The organism is Methylobacterium sp. 4-46 (assembly GCF_000019365.1).
In the GTDB taxonomy this organism is placed as follows: domain Bacteria; phylum Pseudomonadota; class Alphaproteobacteria; order Rhizobiales; family Beijerinckiaceae; genus Methylobacterium.
Genome location: NC_010511.1, coordinates 1860112 through 1876027, shown reverse-complemented (window position 1 = coordinate 1876027; position 15916 = coordinate 1860112). Strand labels below are relative to the sequence as shown.

General features: G+C 74.8%; 19 protein-coding genes. 9 read left to right on the top strand and 10 right to left on the bottom strand.

What is annotated here, in order from left to right:
* The first annotated feature begins 29 nt into the window (after window positions 1-29).
* The 3 genes from M446_RS38065 to M446_RS07910 all read left to right on the top strand — a co-directional run bounded on the left by M446_RS38065 (window position 30) and on the right by M446_RS07910 (window position 1069).
* Complete coding sequence (locus tag M446_RS38065; RefSeq protein ID WP_012331584.1) at window positions 30-173, top strand: hypothetical protein; 144 nt, start codon at window positions 30-32, stop codon at window positions 171-173.
* Between the two features lie 124 nt (window positions 174-297).
* The gene (locus M446_RS38060) at window positions 298-456 is read left to right on the top strand and encodes a hypothetical protein (protein WP_018262042.1); all 159 of its coding nucleotides are present in this window, start codon (window positions 298-300) and stop codon (window positions 454-456) included.
* 175 nt (window positions 457-631) lie between these two features.
* Window positions 632-1069: an acyl-CoA thioesterase gene (locus M446_RS07910; RefSeq protein WP_012331582.1), complete on the top strand. Its 438-nt coding sequence runs from the start codon at window positions 632-634 to the stop codon at window positions 1067-1069.
* Here M446_RS07910 and M446_RS07905 read toward each other — a convergent pair.
* From M446_RS07905 to M446_RS07870, 8 genes are all read right to left on the bottom strand, one after another.
* Complete coding sequence (locus M446_RS07905; protein WP_012331581.1) at window positions 1025-3547, bottom strand: sensor histidine kinase; 2523 nt, start codon at window positions 3545-3547, stop codon at window positions 1025-1027. The genes M446_RS07910 and M446_RS07905 overlap by 45 nt on opposite strands.
* Before the next feature lie 6 nt (window positions 3548-3553).
* Window positions 3554-3862 carry a SelT/SelW/SelH family protein gene (locus tag M446_RS07900; RefSeq protein ID WP_012331580.1) on the bottom strand — a complete coding sequence of 103 codons (309 nt, stop codon included), beginning with the start codon at window positions 3860-3862 and terminating at the stop codon, window positions 3554-3556.
* A 65-nt stretch (window positions 3863-3927) separates the two neighbouring features.
* A complete protein-coding gene (gene crcB, locus M446_RS07895; protein WP_012331579.1) occupies window positions 3928-4302 on the bottom strand; it encodes a fluoride efflux transporter CrcB in 375 nt (124 codons plus the stop codon).
* Between the two features lie 299 nt (window positions 4303-4601).
* A complete protein-coding gene (locus tag M446_RS07890) occupies window positions 4602-5483 on the bottom strand; it encodes a class I SAM-dependent methyltransferase (protein ID WP_012331578.1) in 882 nt (293 codons plus the stop codon).
* The gene (locus M446_RS07885) at window positions 5474-6541 is read right to left on the bottom strand and encodes a GNAT family N-acetyltransferase (protein ID WP_012331577.1); all 1068 of its coding nucleotides are present in this window, start codon (window positions 6539-6541) and stop codon (window positions 5474-5476) included. Before M446_RS07885 ends, M446_RS07890 begins: the two co-directional genes overlap by 10 nt.
* Window positions 6477-7556 (bottom strand): glycosyltransferase, encoded by a 1080-nt coding sequence (locus M446_RS07880; RefSeq protein WP_012331576.1) that lies wholly within the window; start codon window positions 7554-7556, stop codon window positions 6477-6479. Before M446_RS07880 ends, M446_RS07885 begins: the two co-directional genes overlap by 65 nt.
* 15 nt (window positions 7557-7571) lie before the next feature.
* Window positions 7572-8375, bottom strand: a complete 804-nt coding sequence (locus M446_RS07875) for a sugar phosphate nucleotidyltransferase (RefSeq protein ID WP_012331575.1) — start codon at window positions 8373-8375, stop codon at window positions 7572-7574.
* A 2-nt stretch (window positions 8376-8377) separates the two neighbouring features.
* Window positions 8378-9469, bottom strand: coding sequence for a glycosyltransferase family protein (locus M446_RS07870; RefSeq protein ID WP_012331574.1), 1092 nt, complete (start codon window positions 9467-9469; stop codon window positions 8378-8380).
* 157 nt (window positions 9470-9626) lie between these two features.
* On the opposite strand from M446_RS07870, the gene M446_RS07865 reads away from it, so the two are divergent.
* The 4 genes from M446_RS07865 (at window position 9627) to nudC (ending at window position 12172) form a co-directional block, all read left to right on the top strand.
* Entirely contained in the window at window positions 9627-9842 is a 216-nt protein-coding gene (locus tag M446_RS07865) for a hypothetical protein (RefSeq protein WP_012331573.1), read from the top strand.
* Window positions 9843-10101: 259 nt separating this feature from the next.
* A complete protein-coding gene (locus M446_RS07860; protein ID WP_012331572.1) occupies window positions 10102-10731 on the top strand; it encodes a cyclic nucleotide-binding domain-containing protein in 630 nt (209 codons plus the stop codon).
* Between the two features lie 28 nt (window positions 10732-10759).
* Window positions 10760-11173, top strand: a complete 414-nt coding sequence (locus M446_RS07855) for an HIT domain-containing protein (protein WP_012331571.1) — start codon at window positions 10760-10762, stop codon at window positions 11171-11173.
* Between the two features lie 81 nt (window positions 11174-11254).
* Window positions 11255-12172 (top strand): NAD(+) diphosphatase, encoded by a 918-nt coding sequence (gene nudC / locus M446_RS07850; protein WP_012331570.1) that lies wholly within the window; start codon window positions 11255-11257, stop codon window positions 12170-12172.
* Between the two features lie 274 nt (window positions 12173-12446).
* Here the strand turns inward: nudC and M446_RS07845 are convergent, their stop codons facing one another.
* Both M446_RS07845 and M446_RS07840 read right to left on the bottom strand, forming a co-directional pair.
* Window positions 12447-12866, bottom strand: a complete 420-nt coding sequence (locus tag M446_RS07845) for a hypothetical protein (protein WP_012331569.1) — start codon at window positions 12864-12866, stop codon at window positions 12447-12449.
* Window positions 12867-13399: 533 nt separating this feature from the next.
* Window positions 13400-14239 carry a universal stress protein gene (locus M446_RS07840; RefSeq protein ID WP_012331568.1) on the bottom strand — a complete coding sequence of 280 codons (840 nt, stop codon included), beginning with the start codon at window positions 14237-14239 and terminating at the stop codon, window positions 13400-13402.
* 117 nt (window positions 14240-14356) lie between these two features.
* On the opposite strand from M446_RS07840, the gene M446_RS07835 reads away from it, so the two are divergent.
* Window positions 14357-15283 carry a pseudouridine-5'-phosphate glycosidase gene (locus M446_RS07835; RefSeq protein ID WP_012331567.1) on the top strand — a complete coding sequence of 309 codons (927 nt, stop codon included), beginning with the start codon at window positions 14357-14359 and terminating at the stop codon, window positions 15281-15283.
* A gap of 66 nt (window positions 15284-15349) precedes the next feature.
* The gene (locus M446_RS07830) at window positions 15350-15823 is read left to right on the top strand and encodes a PAS domain-containing protein (protein ID WP_012331566.1); all 474 of its coding nucleotides are present in this window, start codon (window positions 15350-15352) and stop codon (window positions 15821-15823) included.
* Window positions 15824-15916 lie beyond the last annotated feature (93 nt).

Below are 15916 nucleotides of genomic sequence, written 5' to 3'. Positions count from 1 at the left end.
GGCCCGGGACGGGCCGGCAGGAGGTGACCATGAAGCCGATCGCCCGCGGGCGCGCCTCGCCGGGGCGCGCGGAGGCCCCCGCCCTGTGGGAGAGCGTGCCGCTCGAATGCCTCGCGGCCGCCCTGTTCGTGATCCTGGCCGGGGCTTTGTCCCTCGCCGGGATCCTGCCCTGATCTCACCGCCGCGCCGCCCTCGAAACGCCCCCGGGCGCGGAGATCCTGGCGCAACGGATCCGAAACCCGAGACTCGGCATGATCCGTGCGTCCCGGTTGTGATCCGTGGCTGGAGGACGACGCGATGCTGATGGCCCTTCTCGGCCGCCTCGCCCGGGCGTGGCACGCTCCCGCCCAGGCGTGGCGCGCGACGGTGGCGGCGCTGACAGACCCCTATCGGCCCGAACTCCACTACATGCGCGGTCCCGGCCCCCGCTGGCACGCGCGGCACCGCCCGCGCTGAGGACCGGACAGGCCGCCGGACACCGATCGACCGTCGGCCGCCGAACGGCATGCGATCGAGGGCGCGCCGATCCTTCCTCATGATCGGCTCTCGATGGCCGATCCGAGCCGGATCGGACTGCCAGGGAGACCACGATGGTCGAGACGCGCGCAACGCCCCCGCGGCCGGCGGCCCGGTGACGGACCGCCCTCCCCCCGAGCGCCGCGCCGCCTACCGGCGCTTCGTGCCGATCTCCACCCGCTGGAGCGACAACGACGTCTACGGCCACGTCAACAACGTGGTCTACTACGCGTTCTTCGACACGGCCGTGAACCGCGTCCTGATCGAGGAGGGCGCCCTCGACATCGCCGCGGGCGCGGTGATCGGCCTCGTGGTCGAGACCGGCTGCCGCTACTTCCGCTCCGTCGCCTTCCCGGACCAGGTCACGGCCGGCCTCCGGGTGGCGCATCAGGGTCGGTCGAGCGTGCGCTACGAGGTCGGCCTGTTCCGCGAGGACGAGGACGAGGCCGCCGCGCAGGGGCACTTCGTCCACGTCTACGTCGACCGGGCCACGAACCGGCCGGTGCCGCTACCCGACGCGCTGCGCGCGGTGCTCGCGCCGCTGCGGGCCTGAAGCCTCCCCGGCCGGGGCCTCCTCCGCCTCGTCGAGCGGCGCCACGATCGTGCAGATCACGCCCGCCGGCGGGTAGTCGAGGCTGACCTCGCCGGCGAGGTCGCGGGCGAGGCTCTGGCCGATCAGCCGGGAGCCGAAGCCGGTCCGCTCGGGCGGGGTCACGGACGGGCCGCCGCTCTCCTGCCAGCGCAGGGTGAGCCGGCCCGCCTCGACGCTCCAGGCGATCGAGACCTGCCCGTCCACGGCCGAGAGGGCCCCGTACTTGACCGCGTTGGTGGCGAGTTCGTGCAGCGCCATCGCGATCGACAGCGCCATGCGGGGCGGCAGGCGCAGGGGCGGCCCGGCCACGCTGAAGCGCGGGCGGCGGCCCCGGGGGCCTTCGAGCGGCGCCACCGCGCCCGCCACCACCTCGGCGAGCTCCGCCCCCTCCCAGCTCTCCCGCGTCAGCACGTCGTGGGCCCGCGCGAGCGCGATCAGCCGCGCCACGAAGGCGTCGCGGGCGCCCTCGGCCTCGCGGCCGCGCAGCCGGCGCAGGCTCTGCATCGCGATCGACTGCACGGTCGCGAGGGTGTTCTTCACCCGGTGGTTCAGCTCGTGGATCAGCAGCCGCAGGTGGTCCTCGGCGCGCTTGCGCTCGGTCACGTCCTGGTGGATGCCGATCACCCGCCGCGGCGCCCCGCCCGCGTCGCGCTGCACCACCGCCTCGGCGCTCACCCAGCGCAGCACCCCGTCGACCGGCCGCACCCGGAACTCGCTCCGGTACTCGGCCTCCCCGGCGATGAGCGCCGCCAGGGCGGCGTCGAGGGCGGGCCGGTCGGCCGGGTGCACCGCGCCCATCCAGCCCCCGGGCAGGGGCGGCAGCCCGACGATCTCCGCCGAGCGGGCCGAGAGCCGGTTCTGCCCCGTGGCGAGGTCGATCTCCCAGGTGCCGAGCTGGCCGGCCGCGAGGGCGAGGCGCAGCCGCTCCTCGCTCTCGCGCAGGGCCGCCTCGGCGAGCTTGGCCTCCGTGATGTCGACGTTGCAGCCCGTGTAGCCGAGGAAGCGGTGGCGGTCGTCGAGGCGGGGCACGCCCTCGCAGAGGAGCCAGCGCACCGCGCCGCTCCCGTCGATCACCCGGGTCTCGACCCGCAGCGGGCGGCGCGCCGCGAAGGCGGCCGCGAAGGCGGCCTCGAAGCCCGCGACGTCGTCCGGATGCACGACCTCCCGCCAGCGGCGGCCCACCAGCGTCGCGGCGGGGCGGCCGAACAGGTACTCGTAGTGCATGTTGACGAAGGTGGTCTCGCCGGCCTCGTCGGTCATCCAGATCAGGGCGGGCGCCGAATCGGCCATGTGGCGGAAGCGCGCCTCGCTCTCGCGCAGGGCGACGAGGCCGCGGCTCTGCTCCTCCAGGGCCCGGTCGCGCTCCGCGATGCGCTGGCGCAGCGTCTCCGAGGCGTCCGCCAGCGCGTCGGCGACCTGGCGGATCTCGCGGATCGGGGTCGAGACCCGCGGCACCGGCTGCCCCCGGCCGAGCGCGCCCCCCGCCGCCGCCAGGAGCCGCAGCGGCTCGGCGACCCGCGACCACAGCCGCACCGCGAGCAGCGACGACACCGCGAGGGCGAGCAGGCCGAACCCCCCGAAGGCCGCCATCCAGCGCCGCAGCGAGGCCTCCACCAGGGCCCGGGGGATGCTGGCGGAGGCGGTCCAGCCGGTGATGCGCGTGCGCGTCTCGACGAACAGCACCGGGCGGTGCTGGCGGTCGAGGCCCTCCCACAGGCCCGGCGTCCCGGCCTCGCGCCCGCGCAGGGCCTCCAGCATCGGCTCGCCCACGAGCGCCGCGTGGTCCCGCGAGCGCGCGAGCAGGAGCCCGTTGCGGTCGACGAGCGCGGTGATCCAGCCCTCCGCGAGGTCGCGCAGCAGGATCTGGTGCAGGCGCTCGACCGGGGCGGTGGCGCTGAGGACGAAGGCGGCCTCGCCGTCGATCACCACCGGCACCGCCACCGCGTAGCTCGGCGGCCGGCCCGGCGGGCCGGGCTGCACGCCGGTCACCAGGGGAGCGCGCGTCGCCAGCACCTCGGCGTCGTAGGGCTGGGCGCCCTGGGGCAGCGGCGCGCCCCGCGGCAGGGCGGTGTTGACGAGCTGGGTGCCGTCCGGCCGGCGCAGGGACAGCATCAGCTGGGTCGCCTCGGTCACCGCCCGGGCTTGGTCCTCGAAGCTCGCCGCCTCCTCGGCCCGCCGCAGGCGCGGCGAGGTGGCGAGGGTCTGCAGCACCGAGATCAGGCCGGCCGTGTCGCGGTCGACCGTGAGCGCGATCCCGCGCACGGTCTCGCGGGCATCCTGCTCGAAGCGCGCCCGCTCCAGGGCGGCGTAGCGCCCGAGCAGGATCGCGGTGAACAGGAGGCCCGGGCCGATCAGGGCAATGGCCAGCGCCACGAGGTAGATCTGCGTGGAGAGGCCGCGCTCGCGCAGGCGCGCCACCCGGGTCCTCAGGCCGGCCACGCCGCCTCAGCCCCGGTCGCCGCGGGGGAGATCGACGTGGCCGAGATCGCGGCCCGGCTCGACGACGTCGCGCACCCGCTGCTTGAGGGTCTTCACGTCCGGGAAGCCGCCGTCGCGGACGCGCTCCCAGATCAGCGCATCGCCGCAGGTGATCGCGAAGGCCCCGCCGGTGGCCGGGATCAGCGCGACCTCGCCGAGTCCGTCCTTGAAGGTCGAGAGGAGCTCCTGCGCCATCCAGCCGGCGCGCAGCAGCCAGCCGCACTGGGTGCAGTAGGTGATGGCGACCCGGGGCTTGCCGGTGGGGGCATCGGTCATGGTGCCCTGACTCGGGACCGTTCGGGCCGGCTTGTCAACCGCCGCCCGCCCGCCCGGGCCCGCCCTTACCCGAAATGGCGGATGATCGCGAAGCTCACCGCGACCCCGGCGATGCCCGCGGCCACCGACCCGATCACGTAGAGGACCGCCTGCGCGAGGGCGCCGCGCTCGATCAGCAGGAAGGCTTCGAGCGAGAAGGTCGAGAAGGTGGTGAAGCCCCCGAGGATGCCGGTGGTGAGGAAGAGGCGCAGGCTCTGGGGCAGGCCGGCCCGCACCACGAACCAGCCGGCGAGGATGCCCATGGCGAGCGAGCCCGAGACGTTGATGATCATGGTGGCGGCCGGGAAGCTGCCGCCGAGCCGGGCCGCACTCACGTTGACGCCGTACCGCAGCGCACCGCCGAGGCCGGCCCCGAGGAAGACCACGAGCGTGTTGAGCATCCGTCGATCCGTCGCGTGAGGGAGGAGAAGCAAGCGCCGGGCCGGCGCCGCGCGAGAGGCGGACGGGGTGGAGCGCCAGTCCCGCCGGCCCGCGGGGCGGGGAGCGCCGCGCCAGCCTCGTCGGGGTCGAGCCCTTACGCAAGAGCAGGGCGGAAAGCCAGGGCAAGCCGGGCGAACTCATCCGACATCCGGTTGATGGCTTCGCCATCTCGCATTTCGGCCATGCGGATGTCGTCTGCGCTCAGGCGTCGCGCTCAGGCGCGTGATCCGGGATCCGCTTCGATCAAGCGGCTCCCGGATCACAGGCGGCGCAGCTGGAAGGCCCGCCCGTCCCAGGTCGTGAACGGCGCCGTCCCGGCCCGGATCAGGCGGAAGCCGTGGGACGCGGCGAGCGCCGCCGCCTCGCGCCGGTCGCGGGCGAGGTCGCCGCGATAGGAGTAGTTCAGGACGACGAGGTCGCCCCCGGGCCGCAGCACCCGGGCGGCCTCGCGGACGTGGTCCGCCGCGAGCCCGGCCTGGACCAAGTAGGGGAAGGAATCGACCGCGAGGACGAGGTCGGCGCCCCCCGTCGGAACCGGCGCGAGGTCGCGCCCGCTGCCGAGATGCAGCGCCACGTTCGCGAGGCCGGCGCAGCGTTCCCGCGCCGCCGCGATCATGGCCGGCGCGATGTCGAGCCCGGTCACCGCGGCGACGCGGGGGGCGAGCGCCGCCGCGACCCGGCCGATGCCGCAGCCGAGATCGACGAGCCGCGCCTCGCGCGACAGCAGGCCCCAGGCGTCGAGCGCCGCGACGATCTCCTCCGTGGCGGCGCGCAGCAGCGCCGGGCTGCCGAGGGCGTAGAGGGCGACGCTGCCCTCGGGCGAGGCCCGCGCCGCCCGGTCGAAGGCCGCGGCGAGCGCCGCGACGGCCCGCGCGCCCTCCAGCTCCTCGCCGTGATCGACGCCGCCGAGCACCTCCCGGACGATTCCCCACGCCTGCGGGTTCGCCCGCCAGAGGTCGCGCGCCGCCGCGAGCCGGCCCCTCGCCTCCGCGTCGGCGGGGCCGGCCGCGGCCGCGAGCGCGGCCTCGACCGCCTCCGGGCCCGGGGCCCCGGCCGCGAGGTGCATCAGGGCGACGGAGGGCGGCACCTCGCCGGCGGCGAGCCGGTCGAGCCAGGCCGCGGCCTCGCCGCTCAGCTCCATCGCAGGCTCCGGCGGCGGTTCCAGATGTCGACCGCGCCCCACTCGTACTTGTAGGGCTCCTGGCCGCGCAGGAAGTGGAAGGCGCGCGCGCCCTCCTCCCGGGCCGCGTCGAGGGCGGCGGCGACCAGCGTCACGCCTGGGCTCTCGAAGGCGAAGGCCGGATCGAAGCCGCTGAGATAGGTGTAGACCCGCCGCCGGCCGCGCAGGGCGTACAGGATCCCGGCGACCTCGCCGGCGAGCCGCACCGCGTGGAAGCGCACGAGGCCGGCGCGCGCGAGGCGCGGCACCGCCTCGCGGTGGAAGGCCTGCACGGCCGGGTCCGCCAGCACGCCGGCCTCCCCGCGGCTCTCCCAGCGCGCGGCGTGCAGCGCCGCGAGGCGCTCGAACAGGGCGGCCGTCTCCCGGGGCGAGGTGGCGGCCTCGACCTGGAAGCCGCCGCGCCGCAGCGAGCGGTTGCGGGCGAGCGCGATCTTGCGGCGCTTCTGCGAGGAGCAGAGGTCGGCGAGGCTGGCGGCCTCGCGCGGCAGCAGCAGCACCGGGCAGGCGACCTGGTCCTCGACGCGCTCGGCGGCCCCCGCCGGCACCGGGAGCTGCCAGGCGGCGGCCTCGGGCGCGAGGTCCTCCAGGTCCAGGGTGGCGCAGCCGCCCCGCGCGGCCGCGATCCCCTCCGCCAGCGCCGCGCCCGCCCCGGCCGCCTCCGGGTCGAGCAGGAGGTCGAGATGGTCGCTCGGCCCGATGCCCAGCGGCAGGAGGCGCCGGCCCCGCGCGCCCTCCTCCGCGTAGAGCGGCGCGAGGCCGACCAGGCGCCCGCCCGCCCGGACCGCCACCGCGGCGAGGTCGCCGGGCCGGAACTGGCGCCACCACGGGATGAGCCAGGCCGGGGACTGGAACGGCGTCGCGGAGGGGCAGCGCCCGAACAGGTCCCACCAGTCGGGTTCGAGCCGGTCGAGGTCGGCCGCCTCGGCGAGGACGGACGCGGTGAGGGCCGGCGCCTCACGCCGCGCCGGCGAGGCGATGGGGAGCGGCCGGCCGGTCGGCGCCGCGGCGAAGCTTCTCATAGGCGGCAAAGTACCCTTCGATCATCGGGGCGAGGCCCGAATGTCCCGCGGCGATCCGGCGGCAGGCCTCCCGGTCGATCCGGTCGACCGAGGCGATCGCCGCGGCCATCTCCGCCGGAGTCTCGGCCAGGAAGCCGGTGCGGCCCGGCTCCACCAAGTCGGCGAGGGCGCCCATCGGCGCGGCGATCACCGGGGTGCCGCAGGCCATCGCCTCGCGGGCGACGAGGGAGCTCGTCTCCGGCAGCCGCGCGGGCAGGAGCAGGCAGCGCGCCGCGTTGAGCAGGCGGCGCTTGGCCCGGAACCCGACCGGCCCCAGGAAGCGCCGCTGCCGGTCGAGGCGCGGCGCCACCGCGCGGTCGAAGAAGTCCCGGTGCGCCGGATAGGGGAAGAGTTCGCCCGCGACGGCGAGCGGGATCCCGGCCCGGTGGGCCGCGTCGAGGGCGAGGTCGACGCCCTTCTCGGGGGCGATCCGGCCGAGGAAGAGGGCGAAGCGCCCGCGCGGGAAGCGCCCGCGCAGGGCCTCGGCCGGCACGCCGTTCGGGATCGGGTCGAGGAGGGAGAGCCCCGGCGGGGCGAGCCCGTGCTGGTGAGCCGAGACGCAGTGCAGGAAGGTGCGCGGGCGCGCCGGGCGCAGGGCCTCGGGGGCGTACCAGGAGAAGGGGGCGTGCAGGGTCGCGAGCACGGGCGGGCCGGGTGGCGGCAGGGCGGCGTGGAAGTCGATGCCGTGCATGTGGACGACGTCGATCTCCGGCCGCGCCCGCACGGCGGCCGCCACGGCCTCGGCCTGGGCCCGGCGCGCCCGGGCGATCGCCGCCTTGTCGAGGGGCCCCGTCTCCCGGGGCAGGGCGATCAGCTCGCCCCGCACCCGCGAGCCCGCGCAGGCGACGACGAGGGAGCGGTGGCCCGCCGCCACCAGGGCGGCGTCGAGGGCGCTCAGCACCTGCTCGGCGCCCCCCGCCGCGTCCGGCCCGACCGGGGCGAGGGGATAGGCGACGTGGAGGATGCTGAGCGGCATCGCCGGGTCGCGGGGCTAGTCGCGCAGGACGGCGTGGAGCGGCGCGCGGCCGCCCGGCCAGCCCAAAGCCACGCGGGCGCCCGCATCCGCCTCGCCCGCCGCCGCCTCGGCCAGGAGCCCGATCGCGGCCCGGTAGCCGTGCAGGGTGCCGACATCGACGTAGGCGGTGCCGGCGCGGATGCCCCGCGCCTCGCCGCCCGCCGCCAGGTGGGCGTTGATGAGCGTGCCGATGTACTCGTCGCGCCGGCCCCGCTGCAGCCAGAGCCGGTGCAGGTCGCGCAGGGTGCGGCCCGGCATCTTGAAGGCGCCCCAGATCCAGGACGAGGTCGCGTCCGCCCGCTTGACCTGGATCTCGCGTACGCGGTCGCCGTCGAGCACGACCGCGTCGAAGAATTCCGGCCGCTCGACCGGGAACAGCAGGAAGGAGAGGACGTCGTCGGGGCATTGCGCCAGGGCGTCGGCCGGGAACCAGACCGTGTCGGGCAGCCCCACCACCACCGGCTCGTCCTCGGCGATCAGGGGCAGGGCCCGGAAGATGGCGTCGCACAGGCCGGACGCGGCGGGCTGGACCGCGTAGGCGATCGGCACCTCGCCGTAGGCGGCGCCGTAATAGTCGAGGATGTCGGACTTGCCCGGCGCGATGACGAACAGCAGCCGGTCGGCGCCGCCGCGGATCATGCGCTCGACGAGGTACTCGCTCACCGCGCAGGGGCGCTCGATCCCGTGATCGAGGCGGCTGCCCACCGGCAGCAGCTCCTTCGAGAAGGCGAGCGGCTGGATGCGGCTGCCGAGGCCCGCCGCCGGAATGATGCCCCACATCGTCAGACCTCCGCCGGGACGGCGCCGCGCGCGGACGCCGCCTGTTCGAGTGCGGCGACGAGCGTCCGGGCCCGCCGCGCGGATGCGTGCTCGTCGAGGGTGCGCTCCCGGGCCCTGGCCGCCAGGGCCCGGCGCTCGGCCTCGTCCATGTCGAGGGCGGCGACCGCCTCCGCGGTGGTGCGCGCCACCACGATCTCGCGGCCCGGCGCGAAGAAGGCGTCGAGCCCCTCCCACTCGTCCGTGATCAGCGGCGTGCCGCAGGCCGCCGCCTCGAACAGCCGCCCCGAGGGGCACCAGCCCATCGCGGCCATGGCCTGCCGGGTGACGTTGAGGGTGAAGCGCGAGGAGGCGAAGAAGGCCGGGTGCTCGGCCGGCGGCAGGTGGCGCACGAAGGAGATGTTGGGCGCCCAGGGGAAATCCGCCGGGTACTGCGCCCCGCCGATGAGGAAGCGCTGCCCCGGGCGCAGGCGCGCCGGCGCGACGAGCAGGCGCTCGACCCCGGCCTGCCGGTCCGCCGCGTAGGTACCGAGGTAGGAGAGGTCGCAGGCGTAGTGCGGCGCGGGCGCGCCGGGCCGATGCGCGTCGGGATCGACGTGGCCGTAGAGGGGCGCCACGCGCCGCGCCCCGAGCCGCGCGCGCAGGGCGTCGAGGGCCGCCCCGCCCGTGTAGCTCAGCACGAGGTCGAAATCCCGCAGGCCCCGCGGGCCGAGATAGGGCACCGCCTCGCCCGCCTCCAGCCGCGCCAGCGTCACCGGCGTGTCGAGGTCGTAGAAGACGCTGACGGGCGCGGCGAGGGCGAGGTCGGTCGCCGCCACCGCGTCCGGGCAGTAGGAGGTGACGATCGCCGCGTCGCATTCCCGCACGGCCTCTCGGGCGCGGGCGGCGAGATCCGGCGTCCAGTCCGGATAGAGGACGAGGTCCCCGCCCGGCAGGGCGTGGAGGTCGCGGTTCTCGGCGTAGTAGGGGACGTCGCGCTCGAAGAAGGTGACGCGGTGCCCGTCCGCCGCGAGGGCCCGGCACAGCCCGCGCCAGAGCGTCGCGTGACCGTTGCCCCAGGACGACGAGACGGTCAGTCCGAACACGACGATCCGCATCAGGCCCCGTCCCCCCGCCGGGATCCCGCCCCGGCCGCGACCCCAACCCACATACCTGGGGTGAGTTCCTGCCCGAGGTGAGTTCCCGCTCGCGACGGTTGCCACCGGGCCGGTTTTGCCCGACAGCCGCGGCCGGACCGACGAGGAGGGATGCGCCGTGTGGGAAGCCGAAGTGATCGGGGGGGCGGAGGATGCGCAGGGGCTGATCTGGGTGCGGGCGCCGCGGGACTTCCCGAACGGCCTCGACGAGCTGGTCGGCGGCCCGGTCACGGTGGGCGGGGTGGCGCGCAGCATCCTCGACGTGGTCGAGCCGGAGGACGGCGGGATGGTCCGCAAGGGGGACCGGCTCGGGCTGATCCTCGATCCGGCCTGAGCCCGCGGCGGGGCCCCGCCTTCGCGGGCGCGCCGGCCGGGCGGCCGCGTCGGCTCGTGCCGCGCGTCGGGATCGGCAAGCCGGCCGTCACCTCACGCCGCGCGGCGGCGGGCGAGCTCCCGCAGGGGCGGCGCGCCCGCCCGGGAGATCACGCGCCGCCGAGATCACGCGCCGCCGCCGCGCCTGCGCCATCCCCGCCCTTGTCAGGCTTCGCCGGGAATGCCATCGGCCGGGCAAGGCTTTGCGGGGCGAGGGCGTGATGGATTGGGTGGAAGCGATCGGCTACCTGGGCACGGCCCTGACGGTGGCCTCCTCGGCGATGACGACGATGATCCCGCTGCGGATCGTCTCGATCCTCAGCAGCATCGCGGTCATCATCTACGGCTGCCTCGTCGGCAGCGTGCCGACGGTGCTGACCGAGGTGATCCAGATCCCGTTCAATGCCTGGCGCCTCTACGAGATGATCCGGCTCGTCAGGGACGTCGAGAAGGCCGCGGGGGGCGACCTCTCCCTCGACTGGCTCAAGCCCTTCGGCACCTCGCGCCGCTTCAAGGCCGGGGAGGTGCTGTTCCGGATGGGCGATCCGGCGAGCGAGATGTTCTACGTCGAGAGCGGCCGCTTCCGGATCGAGGAGCGCGGCATCGACATCGCGCCGGGGGCGATCGTCGGGGAACTCGGCATGCTCTCGCCCGGCAACGTCCGCACCGCCTCGGTGGTCTGCGCCGAGGACGGGGTCGCGCTCTGCGTGCCCTATTCGGAGGTCAAGCAGCTCTACTACCAGAACCCCGAATTCGGGTTCTATTTCCTGAAGCTGACGAGCGAGCGGCTGTTCCAGGGAACCGGGCAGGGAGGGCCGTGCGGGGCGACGCCCGAGCCCGAGGTCGCCTGACCCGCGGGGCGCATCGAGAGAGGTTTGGATGTCGGATTTCACCCTCGACCCGCGGCTCGCCGCCGACACGATCGCGGTGGGCGACCTTCCGCTCTGCAGCGTGCTCCTCCTCGACGATGCCCGCTTCCCCTGGCTCGTCCTGGTGCCGCGCCGGGAGGCGGTGAGCGAGCTCACCGACCTCGCCCCGCGGGAGGCGGCGGCCCTGATGGAGGAGATCCGGGTCGCGACCCGGGTCATGCTGGACCTCGCCAAGCCCGACAAGGTGAATGTCGGGGCGCTCGGCAACGTGGTGGCGCAGCTCCACGTCCACGTGGTCGGGCGGTTCCGCTCCGATCCGGCCTGGCCCGGCCCGGTCTGGGGCCACGGCACCCGCGCGCCCTACCCGCCCCACGCCGCCGCGCAGCTCGTCGAGCGCGCCCGGGCGCTGTTCGCGGCCGCGTGAGCGCCGCCCCTCTGTGATTTCGCCGCAATGTGCGCGTCGATGCGGTCGACCCATCGCCGGATCACGCCCTGAGGAGATCCCGTGACGACGCCCCTCGACCGCCTCGGCTTCGCCCAGAGCCTGCTCGTGCGCCACTCCGCCGAGCGCACCGGCCCGACCCCGACGCTCGCCGACCATCCGGAGGCCGGCCTGCTCCTCTTCGCGGGCGAGGTGCCGGTGCTGCGGGCGGCCGGGGCCGCGGCGAGCGCGGTGCTGTCGGTCGCCGACGCCGCGCGCGTCCCCACGCCGGCCCCGCTCCTCTTCCTGGGGCGGATCGGCGAGCGGCCGATCTTCGCCGGGGCCCTGCCGGCCGAGGCCGGCGCGGGTTTCGCGGAGGATCCGGCCTACCGCCTGCTCGACCTGCGCGCGGTCGCGGTCGAGGGGGCGGTGCCGGCGCCGGAACTCGGCCTCCTCGCCACCGCGAAGTCGCTCCTGAACTGGCACGCCCGCCACGGCTTCTGCGCCCAGTGCGGCGCGCCGACCGCGCTCTCCTGCGGCGGCTTCCGGCGCGACTGCGCGGCCTGCGGGGCGCAGCACTTCCCGCGCACCGATCCGGTGGTGATCATGCTGGTGACGCGCGGGGACCGGTGCCTGCTCGGGCGGCAGGCGCGCTTCGCCCCCGGCGTCTATTCCTGCCTCGCGGGCTTCCTCGAGCCGGGCGAGACGATCGAGGACGCGGTGCGCCGCGAGACCTTCGAGGAGGCGGGGCTGCGGGTCGGCGCCGTGCGCTACCGGGCCTCCCAGCCCTGGCCCTTCCCCTCCTCGCTGATGATCGGCTGCGAGGGCGAGGCCCTCGACGAGGCCCTGACCCTCGATCGCGACGAATTGGAGGATGCCCGCTGGTTCTCCCGCGAGGAGGTGCGGGCGATGCTGGAGCGCCGCCACCCGGACGGCCTCCTCACGCCGCCCCCGATGGCGATCGCCAACCTCCTGGTGCGGGGCTTCGCGGACGGGTTCTGATCCGGGATCCGCTTGCTCAAGCGGATCCCGGATCGCGAGCCTGCGCGGCGCCTGTGCGCGGCGCCTGAGCGACGCCGACATCCGCATGGCCGACATCGGAGATGGCGAAGCCATCAACCGGATGGCGCATGCCAAGCCCGCGCGGCGCCTGAGCGACGCCGACATCCGCATGGCCGACATCGGAGATGGCGAAGCCATCAACCGGATGGCGGATGAGCCGCCGGCGGAACCGGTCCCGCGCCCGGGGACGGCTCGTCCGCCGGGCCGATGCGCGCTATCGCAGCACCAGCTTGCCGTCGCCGTTCAGATCGATCGTGTTGAACGTCCTCACGTACTCATCGTCGAAAGTGTCGGTCAGCAGGTCGAGATCGAAGCCCCGCAAGGTGATCTTGTTTCTCCACGGGCTTTTGTCAAGAAAATCGACCCCGACCTGGACGTTGTTGATCTTCTTCAAGGTGTGCTCGGCCAGCCAGGCCTTGCACGCCGCCGGGTCGCCCATCTCCTCCTTGCTGGGATACTTGGCTGGCGCGTCGCCGGCCGGCACGATGTAGATCTCCTTCACGAACTGGAGGCTGGCCCTCATCCCCCTGTGTTCATACATCCGGGCGACCGATCGAAAGAACGTCTCGATGCGATCCAGAGCCTCGTCGGTGATGAACAGCTCCGGCGTCTCGCTCAGCTGATGCAAACTCATCCGCGGTTCCCTCCGCTGCCGAATGGCGTGAGAGCGCCGTCGGTCCTCGATCCGATGAGCGCATGAACATGAATCATACCAACGGCTCAGGATGCTGACGCATCGAGCCGTTGCTCCATCTCGAATTTTCGATTTCAAGCCAGAGGCTTGGCGAAAATTCGAGAGCCGCACCACCGGTCATCAGAAATGACCGGTGGTATCATCTCGGGGATCCGCGGGCCTTCACGGCTGTGGCGGGCGCAGGCCCGGTGCATCACCCTCCCGAAGTCTCGGAAAGCCTCGGTCTCCCTCATTACGTAAGGACATGAGAACGCGCAATCGCTCCGATCGGCGGAGCGCAGGGAATTCCAGGCGGGATCGGGGCGCCGAGACCGGCGTGATCTGGGCACGAATCGCGGCATCGGGCCGTCGATGCGCGGGTCCCGGCAGCGCGCCCGGGCCGTCCGCGGGCCGGCGCGGCGACGGGGGCGGTCGCCCGAGACGGCGCCCTCGGCGGAGCGCGGGCGGAGTTCCGGCAGCCGCAGCTGCGCCCGTCAATGCGCCATCAGCACCGGCATGGTGGCGTGGGCGAGGATGTGGCTGGTCGCGCCGCCGAAGATCATCTGGCGCAGGCGGCTCTGGGTGTAGGCCCCCTTGACCAGGAGATCGCAGCCGAGCGCGGCGGCCTCGGCCAGGAACACCTCGCCGGGATTGCGCCGCCCCGCCGCCAGGGTGCGGCCCCGCGCGGTCAGGCCCTCGCGGGTGAGCGCCGCCGCCAGCTGCTCGGCGCTCGGGCCCGGCACCATGCCGGAATCGACGCCCAGCACCTCGATGCGGGCGGCCCGCCGCAGGAACGGGCCCGCGAAGGCCACCGTGCGGGCGGTCTCGGTCGAGCCGTTCCAGGCGATCAGCACGGTCTCGCCGAGGCTCTGGGGCGGGGTCGGGGGCGCGATCAGGAGGGGCCGGCCGCTCTCGAACAGGGCGGCTTCGAGGGTCGTCATGCGCGGGCCGCCCTCCCCGCCCGGCCGTCCCACCACGGTCGCGCCGAACAGACGCGCGTATTGCGCCAGGAACCCGTCGCCCGGCGGCGCGTCGGGCAGCCAGCGGTAGCGCGGGCGGGAGGGATCCGCCTCGCCCGAATCCCGCGGCACCCCGTGCTGCTCCATGAAGGTGGAGAACTGGCTGCCGCAGCCGCGGGCCTCCGCGAGGTCGGCCTCCTCGTCGCGCACCCAGGTCATGCCGCCCACCATGTCGACCGGGACGTACTCGGCGAGGGCGGGGCGCAGGCCGAACCCCTCCACGCAGGATCCGAAGCGCCGGGCGGTGAGGAGCGCGGTCTCCAGCACGGAATCGAGGAGCGTGTGGCGCGCGATCGGAACGAGCAGGGTCTTCATGGCGGCCTCCGGGGCGATTGCACCACGGCCCCGCTGCGCCGTCCAGGGGCGCGCCCTCGCCAGGCCCCGGCAAATCTGCCAGACCGGCGGGATCGCCGCCGGCGCGGGAGGAATGCCATGCCCCCTTCCCTGCTCGACATCGCCCCGGAGGTGCGGGCCGCCCTCGCGGCGGGCGCGCCCGTGGTGGCGCTCGAATCCACCATCGTCACGCACGGCATGCCGCACCCGCAGAACGTCGAGACGGCCCGGGCCGTCGAGGCGGTGGTGCGCGAGGCCGGGGCGGTGCCGGCGACCATCGCGGTCGTGGCGGGGCGGATCCGGATCGGCCTGCCGGCCGAGACCCTGGCGGGGCTCGCCGCCGCGCGGGACGTGCTGAAGCTCAGCCGCGCCGACCTGCCGCACGCGGTGGCGGCGGGGCTCACCGGCTCGACCACGGTCGCCGCCACGATGATCTGCGCCGCGCTCGCCGGGATCCGGGTCTTCGCGACCGGCGGCATCGGCGGCGTGCACCGGGGCGTCGAGCAGACCCTCGACATCTCGGCCGACCTCGACGAACTCGCCCGCACCCCCGTGGCGGTGGTCTCGGCCGGCGCCAAGGCCATCCTCGACCTGCCGCGCACCCTCGAATACCTGGAGACGAGGGGCGTGCCGGTGGTGGGCTACGGCACCGACCGCTTCCCGGCCTTCTGGAGCCGGGACAGCGGCCTGCCCGCGCCGCTGCGCCTCGACACCCCGGAGGCGGTCGCCGCCCTGATCCGGGCCAAGGCCGCGCTCGGCCTCGGCGGCGGGATCCTGGTGGCCAACCCCGTGCCGGAGGCCGACGAGATCCCGGCCGCCGAGATCGCCGGCCTGATCGAGACGGCGGTGGCGGAGGCGCGGGCGGCCGGCATCGCCGCCAAGGCGGTGACGCCCTTCCTGCTGGGTCGTCTCCTCGCCCTCACGGGCGGGCGCAGCCTCGCCACCAACATCGCGCTGATCCGCCACAACGCCGCCCTGGCGGCCCGCCTCGCCGCCGCCCTGGCCGCCCCGGCTCCCGCGCCCTGACCGGCCGCGGCGGGTCAGAAAGCCTTAACGAATGCTGATTTACTTCTGTCCTTAGGGAAGACCGCTATGGACATCGTCAGCCTCGTTCAATTCTTCGCCGATCCCCTCGATCTCGCCGTCGTCCTCACCGACGTCGACCTCGAGCGGCCGGGACCGACGATCCTCTACGCCAACCCGGCCTTCGCCCGGATGTCCGGCTACGCGGAGGACGAGCTCGTCGGCCGATCGCCCCGCATGCTGCAGGGCCCGACCACCAGCCGGGTGGCCACGCGGCAGGTGCATCGCGCGCTGCGGATGAGCGGGCGCTTCCTCGGCTGCCTGCAGAACTACCGCAAGGACGGCGAGGCCTACCTGTGCGAGATCGACGTGCGGCCGGTATGCCGCCGGGACGGCACCCCGGAGGCCTTCATCGCCTTCGAGCGCGAGGTGGTCCGCCGCCGCGGGCGGCCCGCGCGGGGCGGGGCCGGGCGCTACCGGCCGGTCGCGATCTCCCCCGAGATCCTGCCGATGGTGGCCGGCGACACGCCGCTCTTCGGCTGATCCGGGATCGGCTTGATCGAAGCGGGTCCCGTCTCACGAGACTGCGCGGCGCCTGAGCGAAGCCGACATCCGCATGGCCGACATGGGAGATGG

What these genes read in the sequence shown, in the direction of transcription:
- M446_RS07835 (WP_012331567.1), top strand. Translation starts at nt 14,357, where the DNA reads ATGCCCCCTTCCCTGCTCGACATCGCCCCGGAGGTGCGGGCCGCCCTC.
- M446_RS07855 (WP_012331571.1), top strand. Translation starts at nt 10,760, where the DNA reads ATGTCGGATTTCACCCTCGACCCGCGGCTCGCCGCCGACACGATCGCG.
- M446_RS38065 (WP_012331584.1), top strand. Translation starts at nt 30, where the DNA reads ATGAAGCCGATCGCCCGCGGGCGCGCCTCGCCGGGGCGCGCGGAGGCC.
- M446_RS07875 (WP_012331575.1), bottom strand. Translation starts at nt 8,375, where the DNA reads ATGTGGGGCATCATTCCGGCGGCGGGCCTCGGCAGCCGCATCCAGCCG.
- M446_RS07900 (WP_012331580.1), bottom strand. Translation starts at nt 3,862, where the DNA reads ATGACCGATGCCCCCACCGGCAAGCCCCGGGTCGCCATCACCTACTGC.
- crcB (WP_012331579.1), bottom strand. Translation starts at nt 4,302, where the DNA reads ATGCTCAACACGCTCGTGGTCTTCCTCGGGGCCGGCCTCGGCGGTGCG.
- M446_RS07845 (WP_012331569.1), bottom strand. Translation starts at nt 12,866, where the DNA reads ATGAGTTTGCATCAGCTGAGCGAGACGCCGGAGCTGTTCATCACCGAC.
- M446_RS07830 (WP_012331566.1), top strand. Translation starts at nt 15,350, where the DNA reads ATGGACATCGTCAGCCTCGTTCAATTCTTCGCCGATCCCCTCGATCTC.
- M446_RS07860 (WP_012331572.1), top strand. Translation starts at nt 10,102, where the DNA reads ATGGATTGGGTGGAAGCGATCGGCTACCTGGGCACGGCCCTGACGGTG.
- M446_RS07885 (WP_012331577.1), bottom strand. Translation starts at nt 6,541, where the DNA reads ATGAGAAGCTTCGCCGCGGCGCCGACCGGCCGGCCGCTCCCCATCGCC.
- M446_RS38060 (WP_018262042.1), top strand. Translation starts at nt 298, where the DNA reads ATGCTGATGGCCCTTCTCGGCCGCCTCGCCCGGGCGTGGCACGCTCCC.
- M446_RS07840 (WP_012331568.1), bottom strand. Translation starts at nt 14,239, where the DNA reads ATGAAGACCCTGCTCGTTCCGATCGCGCGCCACACGCTCCTCGATTCC.
- M446_RS07890 (WP_012331578.1), bottom strand. Translation starts at nt 5,483, where the DNA reads ATGGAGCTGAGCGGCGAGGCCGCGGCCTGGCTCGACCGGCTCGCCGCC.
- M446_RS07880 (WP_012331576.1), bottom strand. Translation starts at nt 7,556, where the DNA reads ATGCCGCTCAGCATCCTCCACGTCGCCTATCCCCTCGCCCCGGTCGGG.
- M446_RS07870 (WP_012331574.1), bottom strand. Translation starts at nt 9,469, where the DNA reads ATGCGGATCGTCGTGTTCGGACTGACCGTCTCGTCGTCCTGGGGCAAC.